Origin of the sequence: Pedobacter sp., from assembly GCF_035566355.1 — a bacterium.
Classification (GTDB): Bacteria; Bacteroidota; Bacteroidia; order Sphingobacteriales; family Sphingobacteriaceae; genus Pedobacter.
On sequence record NZ_DATMRL010000616.1, the window covers coordinates 1 to 11,134 of the forward strand.

Genomic DNA, 11,134 nt, shown 5'->3' on the forward strand with positions numbered 1-11,134 from the left:
GAAGGCATGTTGGCCATTTTATTCTTTTTGCCACTGGCCTGGTCAATTTCTATATCGGTAATATCGTTGATGATGCTGACGTAAATAGCCCCGATAATGATTGAAAATAGTATAAATAGGAGGTGGGGCATTAAAGACAGGAAAGGTTCAGGAGTTTTAAGTGCCGTTGCATAACCTATGGCAAGCAAAGGTGGTAATTTGTACTCCCACCAATCAGCTGACCTTATGATTTTTTTTATCTCCAATTTATTGTTTCTTTTTTAGTTTGTCAGCTAAAAGCCTGACTTTTCGCTCGATTCCTGTCATGAAAATATCGGGTATGGTCCTTAGCGTGTAAGGTACACTTATAGAAAATGATTTCTTGAGTAATCCAATTGATTTGGGAATGTTTAAGTCCCGGACCAGTTTATGCTTTGACAACTCTATCAAACTGGCCATATATCTCTTTTGCATTAGGCTCAATTCATTTTTCCTGAGCAAGTGCTGGAATTTTTCCATTTTGATCTTTAGGTCTGCAATGTAAAGAAATTCAAGTACTTCACTCCACTTTCTTCCATCATAGATATTTATTTCATCAATTCTCTTTTTCCAAAGCTTTTCAAGTGTAAAAGCAGCTTTGCATCTGCTGTTAGATAAAATCATTTCCAGATAGAGGCACCAATCATCTCCAATACGAATATCTTCATCCCAGCCAGAAACAATTGAAGATTTACGCATTACAACCGATGAGGAAGGGGAGGGACAAGCTTTAACATACAGTTCACGTAATTCTTCATTGTCCAGATTGATCCAGTGACCATTTATTTTATGAAAGTAAGGTTTTAAGTAAGGGTCGTTATCTAAAAAACTCCAGTTATTTCCTACTTTAGCTTCCTGTTCCCAATTAGCAAAAACAAAATCGAGTTGTTCGTTTTCCAGCTTTTCTACACAGAGTTTTAGAAAATCGGGAAACCAAATGTCATCGGAATCAAGAGAGGCAATGATTGAACCTTTTGTCTTTTTTAAACCAGAGTTTCTTGCAGCAGCCTGACCTTGGTTCTTTTGCCAGTAGTATTCTATCTGGGGGTATGTTGCAACCAATTCTCTTGTACTGTCCACAGATCCGTCATCAATAACAATGATTTGGATATTCTTATAAGTTTGACTAATTGCACTATTAATGGCCTCAGGCAATTTATCTTCTCTGTTATATGTAGGAATAATTATGGAAACTAAGGGATTAGCGCTCATTGAATAGTTGGGTTAAATCATTAGCGAAATCTGTTTCAGGAGAAACAGGAAAATTTTCAGCAATATATAAGGAAGCTTGTTTTCCAATGTCATTCCACTGGTCGCGCATTTCCCAGGCACGATCCATTGCCAATTCAAAACTTGTCTCGGTAGATTCGGAAATGAATCCGTTCCATCCATCCCGGATAATTTCAGCATTTCCGCCAGCATTGCTAACGATAACAGTCCTTCCGGCGGCCATGGCTTCTATCATAGACAATGGCAATCCTTCGCTTCTGGAGGGCAGCAGCAGAGCATGATGTTTTCCCCATAAGGCATTGATGTCGTTCTGATACCCGGTAAACTTTACATTGCTTACATGCAGGAGTTCTGCCATCTCCATTAAACCTTGTTCATCGAGCCCACTACCGATTAAAGAAATGGTTATTGGCCGTTGTTTCCATTTGTCTTTTGCCATAATCCGCAGGAGAAGATCCTGGCCTTTGTCTATTATAAAAAGTCTGGCAACACAGGCAAAGTGATAACCATTTTCTGTGGAAGGGAAAGGTATTGGATTAACTGTTGTTTTAACCGGGTTAAAAACAACTTTGCTATTTGGGAGGCGTTGACCAAACTGTTCTTCTGTCAATCTTTGATTCTGTGCTGAGACAAAAAAGATTCTTTCAGCTTTTAACAGAGTTTCTTTCATGTAAGTGCGGTCTGTTGGATACGGCCAGTAAAATTCTACTGCCTTTTGCACAATAATTACATATGGTATATTAAGCTGAATACATTGATAGGCGTATTTTAACCCGTCAAAATTGATCCCTTGCGCTATAACTACAAGATCTGGTTGAGTAGATTTTATGGCACGATAGAACATATTTATAGCATGATCATCTAAATGCCTGTTCGTAGCTATCTTGAGGATGAGTTGATTTATTTTTCTAAATGATTTTTTAATAAATGAAATCTCTGGTTGAAGCTCTGTCAGTATCACACCAGAGGTCTTGAGTTTTATAAATTCCGGATGCTGTTGGTTGATTCTGGATTTATAAACTGTAACTAAAACATCTTTAAGCAAAGGGATGCTTTTTGCCCAGAGTTCCTCACTTCCTCCCCAATCATCTATGCAGCAAGTAAACAGCGCTATTTGTTTTTTGATCTTCATTATATTCGACTGGAATTTAAACTTTCTTCTTTAAATAGTCTGGCATAATCTCCTTCCTGTGCCAATAATTCTTGGTCTGTTCCATGCTGAGATATTTTCCCTCCGGATAAGACATAGATATAATCTGCATGCTTAACTGCGGAATGTCTGTGACTAATAATTAGTGCGGATCGCTTGTTAATCCGATTTCTAAACGTGTCAAACAGTTCCTTTTCTGCGATAGAATCGAGTGCACTTGTAGCTTCGTCGAATATTAAGAGATTTGCATTGCTATATAGACTTCTCGCAATAGCCAGCTTTTGCCATTGACCGATACTTACTTCGTGACCGTCATCAAAGAGTCTGCCCATCATCGTATTGTACCCCTCGGGGAAATTTTTAATAAAATGATGTGCTCCAGAATTTTGAGCGGCATTTATTATTTCCTCTTTGTCATAGGGTTTATCTAAGTCTCCGAATTTAATGTTGTCTTCTGCCGAAACATTATATTTAACGAAATCTTGAAAAACAACACTAATGTGTTTTCGATAGGATAATAGGTCAAATTCATTGGCGTTTAGATTGTTAAGTATGATCTGGCCAGAGTTTGGTTCATATAATCTGCACAATAACTTGATCAGCGTAGATTTTCCGGCACCGTTAAGGCCAACAATAGCAACGATCTTTCCAGATGGGACACTCAGATTAATATTGTTCAGCGTGGGGCTGCTGGCATGTGGATAGGTAAAACAGACTTCTTTAAGTTCAAGATTGGTTTCTAAGGATGAGTGTTTAACTTTAGTCTCTTGAAATTGCTCTTTTTGCAAATCAAACAGCTCAAATAGGCTGTTTATGAAAATATTATTGGCATATAGAATGGATATTCCCGACGCAATATTTTGCATTAGGGTATAAGCCTGCGGAAAGGCCATCAGGAACAAGACAATATCACCGATACTTGTTTTTCCACTTACAGTACCAAGCGAGATATAACCTATACAGGTGAAAAAGCCAATACTTGCAATGGAGGTTGTCAAGATTTCATTTAATGTACGGCGATAGCTGATCTTTAATTTTTGATCGGAAACTTCAATCCTGATTTTTTTGTACAAATCCTTAAAATAATAGCCAAGGTTAAAACTCCTGATTTCTTTTGCTGCCTGGTCGGATGTAATCAGATTGCTAAGATAAGTTGATTTGCGTTCTAGTGCTGTATGTCTGATGCGCCATGTATTTTGTTTATCTGCAAAATAAATCCTAACAAACAGGGTAGGTAGTATGAACAATACTAATAAGGGTAAGAGTAACCAATTAATCGTAACGAATAAAGATCCTACAGCACAAAGATTAAGGATATTTTTAATAATTTCAATCATGGTAGTTACCACGAGATTGGGCCGGTCTGCACCAGCATCTTTTGCTCTTTTAAGAATATCAAAGTATTCAGGGCTTTCATAATAGGAAAGATCCATTTGTATGGCTGTGTGATGAATCTTTTCATCTATATAATTGGCTACTTTAGTTGCCTGTACTTCAGTAGTATGTACGGACATTGCCCTTGCAATAGCATACAGGACAGCTATAGCCCCAGCCATTATAACATATTTCAGAATTACAAATTCGTGGTCTTTATTTAACAGAGCTGTATTGGAAATTTTATCAATTAATAGCTTTAGGGCATAAAAAGAACTCAAAAAAAGTATAGTTTCAGCAAGAATCATAACTAGAGAGATGATCATCCAGCTTTTTGCTGCAGACCAAACCAATGTTAGGGTTCTTTTAATATTAAGGTTGGTTCTGAGAATTCTAATTTTTTGAATAATTGTTTGAACCATAGATATAAGACTGAGGCCTGCGTTTAGAGAAGCAATTGATGTCTAGTCATCATTATTGCATATTACGCAAATTTATAAAAAAATATTCTATTCTCTCTTAAAACAATTTTTGGGAGATTTAGTTTAACTTAAGTTCTCTTCTGCAAGAAGAAAATAGCGGGCATACTTTCCCTACAAAATATTATATTAGCATGATATTTGAATATTGGAACAAGCATGAAGAAAAAAAATACGCTTATTGCCGGGGCTGTACTTACCTTGGTCATTCTTTTTGTCGGCTGTGTTCAGGACAAAAAAGATTCTCTAAATATTGAACAACTTCGAACCAAACAAACCAAGATAAAGGATATGTTTGGAGTTAACGGTTTTGAATGGGATTTTTATGACTCCAAATATAGCTTTGATACCACTAAATTTAATCTGATTAAGAATTTTAGTGGTTTTCGGCACTTTTTAGATTGGGATCGGATTGAGCCCGAAAAAGATGTATTCAGGTTCAACCATAAGCCTGAAGGCGGCTGGAGTTACGATGAGGTGTATCAAAAATGTCATCAGGATAGTATTTTAGTACTGGTGGACTTGCAAACCACGGCAAGTTGGCTAGTGAATACATACCCTGCTAATAAAAGACAACGGGACGTTATACCTATAGCTTATGGTGCAAATAGAAGTCAACCCTCTTCCTATATAGAAATTGCGAAAGCTGGTTTTCAGTTTGCGGCAAGGTATGGCACGAATTCCAAGATTGATAAAAGCCTCATTAAAGTACCAAAAGAAGCAGAGCATCCGGTAATTGGATTGGGATATGTTCAGTATATAGAAAGTGGGAATGAGCCGGATAAATGGTGGAAAGGCAAGGAAAGTGAGGAATCTCCTGAGGAGCATGCAGCCCAATTATCTGCTTTTTACGATGGGCATAAGGGAACTTTAGGGAAAGGAGTTGGAGTAAAGACTGCTGATCCTAATATGAAAGTTGTAATGGGTGGAATAGCAAAACCAAATGTGGAATTTGTTGCACGAATGGTGGAATGGTGTAAACAGAATAGAGGATATAAAAAAGATGGCTCGATAGATTTGTGCTTTGATGTCATCAATTATCATATGTATTCCAATGACTATACTGGTTGGTTTGCTAAATTTAAGAGTAAAAAGAGGGGGGTTGCACCAGAAACGAATGATATGACAAAAATTGCAAATACCTTTACCGACCTTAGATCTAAGTTAGGCATAAATATTCCAATATGGTCCACTGAAACCGGTTATGATCTTAGCGATAAAAGTGTACAAAGGGCAATCGCTATAGGCGCCAAAACTCAGGAAATAACACAGGCAGATTGGTTGATCCGTTTGGGATTGTTATATGCAAGGCTAGGTATCGACAGAGTTTTTTATTATCAGCTCTATGACAATAACGATCCCGGTACAGATAATGGAACACCATTTGGATTTTCCGGCCTGGTAGAGAAAAATGGTAAACGTAGAGCCGCTGCAGACTATATTCATCAGATTACGGCCTTAATGGGGGATTATTATTATTTTAATACGATTAATCAAGATCCTATTGTTGACGTTTATCAAAAGGGCAAAAAAAGGATGTTTATATTAGTGGTACCAGACGAAATAGACAGGAAAGAAAAATATCAATTAGATTTAAATCAGGCAAAAACCGCCATTGTTCACCGATTGAAGCCAGGGTTTAATCAGATGACCAGCGAAGAAGTAAATACCAATAATGGTATATTAGAAATAGAAGTAACTGAAACGCCTGTTTTTGTAGAAGCAAAATAAATATTAAACATTCTCTTTAGCTCTGACAAAAAAACAACTACTTTCATAAACAAATGATTACAACTTCTATTATTACAGTCAATTTTAATCAACTACAGGTCACTATTGATTTCCTTAATTCAGTAAAAAAAAATACGGTTAGAGAACAGGTTGAGCTGATTTTGGTCGATAATGGAAGTGTACATGACTATGGCGATGAATTTAAGCTGGCCTACCCTGGATTAATTTATATCCGATCAGATCAAAATCTTGGTTTTGCCGGAGGGAATAACCTTGCCATTGATATTGCCAGAGGAAAATACCTCTTATTCTTAAATAATGATACGGAGATTACGGACAACCTTGTCGATCAATTGTCGTCAGAATTGGAAAATAATCTGGATATTGGTTTGATTTCTCCATTAATTCTGTACTATGAAAACCCCGAGATTATTCAGTATGCTGGTTTTACGGCAATGAATTATCTAACTTGCCGCAATAGAGGTATAGGAAGTATGGATCCAGATCGTGGACAGTATAATCAGGACAGCAGGGAAACGGCCTATTGTCATGGAGCAGCTATGATGTGCCGCCGAGATGATCTGAAAGAGGTAGGACTAATGGCTGAACAATTTTTTTTATACTATGAAGAACTGGACTGGTGCGAGCGTTTTAGAAAAGCAGGAAAAAAAATCTGGTTTACCGGACGTTCCAAAATATATCATAAAGAATCTATGAGTGTCGGGAAAGAAAGTAGCATTAAAACCTACTTTATGACCCGGAACAGACTGCTTTTTATTAGGAGAAATACCAGTTGGATGAATATTGCCTTATTTAGCATTTATTATATTTTCCTTGCTTGTCCAAAGCAGATTTTCAGTTGTTTAAAAAAAGGACGGAAGGATTTGGTGAAATGGGTATTTAAAGGGCTGCTCTGGAACTTTTTGAATGGTACAGACAGTAAAAAACTAGGATATAAAATTTAAAACTAACAATGATAATAATTTTTTGGGTCAGTTTATTCCTGATTTTTTACACGTTTGCAGGATATGGCTTGGTGCTTTTTGTATTGATCAGAATTAAAAGACTATTTAAAAAAACTGTAATTTATGAAACGACAGTTCTCATGCCTACGGTTACAGTACTTGTTGCAGCCTACAATGAAGAAGATCTGATAGAGGAGAAAGTATTAAATACCATTAACCTGGACTATCCGAAAGAAAAGGTACAGTTTATTTTTATTACAGATGGGTCTACGGATAGAACTGCAGAACGAATCCGAAAATACAACGGGATAATGGTTTTACATGAAGACCAGCGTTCCGGAAAGATGGCTGCTATAAAGAGAGCCATTCCTTTTATAACCGGAGAGATTACCGTGTTTACAGACGCCAATACTTTTTTAAACAAGGAAGCACTCCTTGAGCTGATCAAACATTATCAAAATCCAAAAGTTGGCGCGGTTGCGGGCGAAAAAAGGATCATGGTAGCGGAAACGGCTGATGCGAGTTCTGCAGGTGAGGGTTTCTACTGGAAGTACGAGTCCACGCTCAAGAAATGGGATTATGAATTGTATTCTAATGTAGGTGCAGCAGGAGAATTATTTAGTATTCGCACGACATTGTACCAACCGGTAGAATCAGATACGATTATCGATGATCATATGATAGCGATGCGAATTGCAGAAAATGGCTACATCATTGCATACGAGCCTAAGGCCTATGCTATGGAAACGGCCTCGGCAGATGTCAAGGAGGAATTAAAGAGGAAGATCCGTATTGCGGCCGGAGGTATTCAGTCTATTTTGCGTTTAAAGAAAGCAGCCAATCCATTTCATTATCCCATATTTACATTTCAATACATCAGCCATAGAGTATTGAGATGGACAATTACTCCATTTCTGCTTATCCTGGTTTTTATACTAAATGCTTTACTTGCCTTTAAAGGAGCAGGTACCGGGTATTCGTTGCTTTTTATTGCGCAGATAGTTTTCTACTGTCTTGCCCTGACCGGTTATTTCTTTGAGAAGAAGAACATAAGGGTGAAGGTACTTTTTATACCTTATTATTTCTGCGTCATGAATTATGCAGTACTCGCAGGTTTGGTGAGGTATCTTAGAAAATCACAAAGTGCAGCGTGGGAAAAATCACGCAGAAAATAATACCATATAGCTATTTATCGATTCTGTCATCAATTACGGACTGAAATACCCTTGCAAATTTCTGATCATTTGGTGGAAAAAGAAAAGTCTTGTGATCACCAGAAACTTCATGGACTTTTAAACCTTTTTTTGCGTATTTACTCCAGCCCAAATAAGTAGGATCATCTAAGAAATAAATGCGCTTTTTAACTTTGAACAGATCAATCTCGATATCTAAGGGCTTCATAATGTAATTGGAGAAGGCTTGATCATATTTCTTTGATACTTCTTTCTGGTAAGGAAATTCTTCTGGATGTTCTTTAATCGCATTTTTGCTAAGTTTCAATTTTATGATCTTAATTTGATACTGATATAGTTCTTTTGGACTTTTAACAAAGAGCTTCGAAAAGAAGAGTAATTTTTTAAATTGTCTGAACACCTTTTTTGAAAATTCTTTAAATATAGTACTGTAGGCGTACCGATCGCCAACATAAGTATCCAAAATCGCCAGCATTTTCACGTCTTTTCCAGTTTCTAAAAAGCCTTTTGCCATTTCATAAGCTAATATACCGCCTGAAGAATAACCAGCAAGGAGGTAGGGGCCAACAGGATCATTACGGAGGATTTCATCCTTATAATGCTCGGCAATAGATTCAATAGTGTTATGTGGGTTCTTCTCTCCATTTAGGCCGAGCGCCTGTATTCCATATAAAGGCTGTTGAGCATTAATATACTTAGCAAGTGGATTAAAGACAAGTATATTCAAACCGCTTCCATGTACAATGTATATGGCTGGTTTTGTTCCGGATTTTTTGATATTTACCAAACAACTCCAGTTTGGAGTACTTTTGATGTCTTTCAATAACCTGGCAAATTGTTCAACAGTAGGATTTTCAAACAGTGACGAAATTGGAAGACGTTTTCCGGTTTCCTGTTCTACCATTGATACCATGGTTAAAGCGGTTAGCGAATCACCCCCAGAGTCAAAAAAATCAGTATCTGGCTCTAGGTCTTTTACTTTTAAAACTCTTTCCCATATTGAAATCAGTGTTTTTTCAATTGAATTTTGTGTTGAAAGATCGGTCATCGGTGATTTTTCCTGATCCATTGGTTTCACTAATTATTTGGAGTAAAATAAATATTATATGATTATTTCTTTATGGTGCAGATGTTAAATTTAAGAATAATCCCAGTACTGGAATTTGGTGCTCTCATTTGTACCTGAAACACTCATGATATGATCCCGGTCAATACTAAAGCTTTTTATGTAATAGCTGGTGTGATTTCTCAGAATCGTTGAAGATAATGAGCAATCCAATTGATTTAAATGATCGGTTAACCCTTCTCCTGTAGCTTTTAGAAGCGACTCCTTTCTTGTCCAAAGCAGATAGAATCTAATTCTTTCCTCATTTTTTTGCATGATAAATTGTTTCTCTGTTACAGAGAAACAATCATCGAGTAGGTTGTCAAAATTAAAGTCTTCTCTTATATACTCCAAGTCTATACCAACCGGTCCGGGAGCTATTGCCATGACGATGTAATCACCACTGTGACTTATATTGAATTCAACTCCATCCACCATCGGTTTTTTGTTAGCAGAGAGATGGAAATGAATTTCTGAGGGTGAAGTCAATAAGTAGTTTGCTAAGATAAATCGTGACGCGAACCTGCTCAACAGATATCTTGTGCTGTCTTCATTCCTTGCAAATTTTTTCGCCTTCAGCAATTCTTCTTCAGAGAGTATTTTAATATATTGTTCCTGAAATTTTTGATGATTCTGATCGATCCGCATTTTAAATACATGTGTTTCTTTTTTATCTAGAACATCATAATCATTAAATGTCCTCCAATCCGGTTCCGGATTTAACAACCGCTCTATCATGATTTGTCCATAAAAAATTAACTTTTCTTGTTAAGTGCTTCTTGAAATATTCTTGCAAATTCCTCATCATTAGGTGCATCTAAAAATGTTTTATGATCTCCGGGTACTTCATGTACCACTACAGCTTTTGCATATTCTTTCCAACCCATATAGATAGGGTCATCCAGAAAATATATTCGTCTTTTTACCCGGAATAAATCTACCTGAATATTTGCAGCTTCCATAACATAGTTATTATATGCAATTTCATAACTTCTATATATTTCATCGTCGTAGTTGGATTCGTTTTCGAAAACCTCTTCTCCAAAGTTAAGGAGGCTCTTTAACTTTCGTTTTAGAACAATACATTGATAATCAAAAGTATCTTTAGGATTGGATAAAAATGCTTTTCCAAAAAAGTGGATTTTTCTGAATTGTCTAATGATTTTTCTTGCAAATTTATTTGTTTTAGTATCGTTGCGATCCCTTCCTCCCGCATATGTATCCAATATTCCTAACATCTTAATCTCTTTACCCATTTTTAGAAGTTTTTTGGCCATTTCGAAAGCCAGCAGACCACCAAAAGAATAACCCGCTAAAACATAGGGACCGTTAGGGTCATTGCTCAAAATCTCAGCAGTATATTTATCTGCAAGTTCCTCCATAGTGTAAACCAATTTAGATCCTTCTCTCAGACCCAGGCCTTGCATGCCATAGAGAGGCTGGGCCTTGTCCATATATTTACCAAGAGGTGTAAAGATAAAGACATTCAAGCCACCACCATGTACCATATAAATTGGGGGATTAGTGCCCGTGCTTTTTATTGGAACCAGGGAATCCCAGTTCTGTACAGGTTCTTCCCTGGAAAGCAGGCGTGCAAGTTTTTCTATCGTAGAGTTCTCAAATAATGTAGTTAGTGGAAGTCTCTTACCTGTCTCCTTTTCTATGGCAACCATTACTTTTACTGCCAGCAAGGAGTGTCCGCCTGCTTCAAAAAAGTCATCATTTACCTTAATATCTTCAAGTCCCAGCAGCTCAGACCAGATATCTGCAATGAGCTGCTCGTTTGCAGTTTTTGGACGCCAGTTTCTTTCTGGGGCCAGAGATTTGGATGGTGCGTGAGGTTTTGGAAATGCATTTTTATCTATTTTGGCATTTGGAGTAAGAGGATA

The 11,134-nt window shown here is 37.0% G+C and carries 10 protein-coding genes; 3 read left to right on the forward strand and 7 right to left on the reverse strand.

Annotation, left to right across the window (positions count from 1 at the left end; translation table 11 throughout):
• The 4 genes from VNZ46_RS24130 to VNZ46_RS24145 all read right to left on the reverse strand — a co-directional run.
• A partial coding sequence (locus VNZ46_RS24130) for a hypothetical protein (protein WP_325563399.1) occupies positions 1-245 on the reverse strand: 245 nt, incomplete at its 3' end.
• Position 246: 1 nt separating this feature from the next.
• On the reverse strand, positions 247-1,230 hold the full coding sequence (locus VNZ46_RS24135) for a glycosyltransferase family 2 protein (RefSeq protein ID WP_325563401.1): 984 nt from the start codon (positions 1,228-1,230) through the stop codon (positions 247-249).
• Positions 1,220-2,380 (reverse strand): glycosyltransferase family 4 protein, encoded by a 1,161-nt coding sequence (locus VNZ46_RS24140; RefSeq protein ID WP_325563403.1) that lies wholly within the window; start codon positions 2,378-2,380, stop codon positions 1,220-1,222. Before VNZ46_RS24140 ends, VNZ46_RS24135 begins: the two co-directional genes overlap by 11 nt.
• Positions 2,380-4,098: an ABC transporter ATP-binding protein gene (locus tag VNZ46_RS24145; protein ID WP_325563405.1), complete on the reverse strand. Its 1,719-nt coding sequence runs from the start codon at positions 4,096-4,098 to the stop codon at positions 2,380-2,382. Before VNZ46_RS24145 ends, VNZ46_RS24140 begins: the two co-directional genes overlap by 1 nt.
• A gap of 312 nt (positions 4,099-4,410) precedes the next feature.
• Here VNZ46_RS24145 and VNZ46_RS24150 point away from each other — a divergent pair, with 312 nt between their 5' ends.
• Genes VNZ46_RS24150 through VNZ46_RS24160 form a run of 3 tightly spaced genes read left to right on the forward strand, consistent with a single transcriptional unit; the run spans position 4,411 to position 8,122 of the window.
• Positions 4,411-5,982, forward strand: coding sequence for a hypothetical protein (locus VNZ46_RS24150; RefSeq protein WP_325563407.1), 1,572 nt, complete (start codon positions 4,411-4,413; stop codon positions 5,980-5,982).
• A gap of 53 nt (positions 5,983-6,035) precedes the next feature.
• The gene (locus VNZ46_RS24155; protein WP_325563409.1) at positions 6,036-6,947 is read left to right on the forward strand and encodes a glycosyltransferase family 2 protein; all 912 of its coding nucleotides are present in this window, start codon (positions 6,036-6,038) and stop codon (positions 6,945-6,947) included.
• Positions 6,948-6,955: 8 nt separating this feature from the next.
• Positions 6,956-8,122 (forward strand): glycosyltransferase family 2 protein, encoded by a 1,167-nt coding sequence (locus tag VNZ46_RS24160; RefSeq protein WP_325563411.1) that lies wholly within the window; start codon positions 6,956-6,958, stop codon positions 8,120-8,122.
• Between the two features lie 10 nt (positions 8,123-8,132).
• On the opposite strand, the gene VNZ46_RS24165 is transcribed toward VNZ46_RS24160, so the two are convergent.
• From VNZ46_RS24165 to VNZ46_RS24175, 3 genes are all read right to left on the reverse strand, one after another.
• A complete protein-coding gene (locus VNZ46_RS24165; RefSeq protein WP_325563413.1) occupies positions 8,133-9,209 on the reverse strand; it encodes a thioesterase domain-containing protein in 1,077 nt (358 codons plus the stop codon).
• A gap of 69 nt (positions 9,210-9,278) precedes the next feature.
• Positions 9,279-9,983, reverse strand: a complete 705-nt coding sequence (locus VNZ46_RS24170) for a 4'-phosphopantetheinyl transferase family protein (RefSeq protein ID WP_325563415.1) — start codon at positions 9,981-9,983, stop codon at positions 9,279-9,281.
• A 17-nt stretch (positions 9,984-10,000) separates the two neighbouring features.
• The coding region (locus tag VNZ46_RS24175) for a thioesterase domain-containing protein (protein WP_325563417.1) at positions 10,001-11,134 on the reverse strand (1,134 nt) is incomplete at its 5' end.

Excerpts from the sequence above, each read along its gene's own strand:
- VNZ46_RS24150 (WP_325563407.1), top strand. The coding sequence starts at position 4,411 with ATGAAGAAAAAAAATACGCTTATTGCCGGGGCTGTACTTACCTTGGTC.
- VNZ46_RS24165 (WP_325563413.1), bottom strand. The coding sequence starts at position 9,209 with ATGGATCAGGAAAAATCACCGATGACCGATCTTTCAACACAAAATTCA.
- VNZ46_RS24155 (WP_325563409.1), top strand. The coding sequence starts at position 6,036 with ATGATTACAACTTCTATTATTACAGTCAATTTTAATCAACTACAGGTC.
- VNZ46_RS24135 (WP_325563401.1), bottom strand. The coding sequence starts at position 1,230 with ATGAGCGCTAATCCCTTAGTTTCCATAATTATTCCTACATATAACAGA.
- VNZ46_RS24160 (WP_325563411.1), top strand. The coding sequence starts at position 6,956 with ATGATAATAATTTTTTGGGTCAGTTTATTCCTGATTTTTTACACGTTT.
- VNZ46_RS24145 (WP_325563405.1), bottom strand. The coding sequence starts at position 4,098 with ATGATCATCTCTCTAGTTATGATTCTTGCTGAAACTATACTTTTTTTG.
- VNZ46_RS24140 (WP_325563403.1), bottom strand. The coding sequence starts at position 2,380 with ATGAAGATCAAAAAACAAATAGCGCTGTTTACTTGCTGCATAGATGAT.
- VNZ46_RS24170 (WP_325563415.1), bottom strand. The coding sequence starts at position 9,983 with ATGATAGAGCGGTTGTTAAATCCGGAACCGGATTGGAGGACATTTAAT.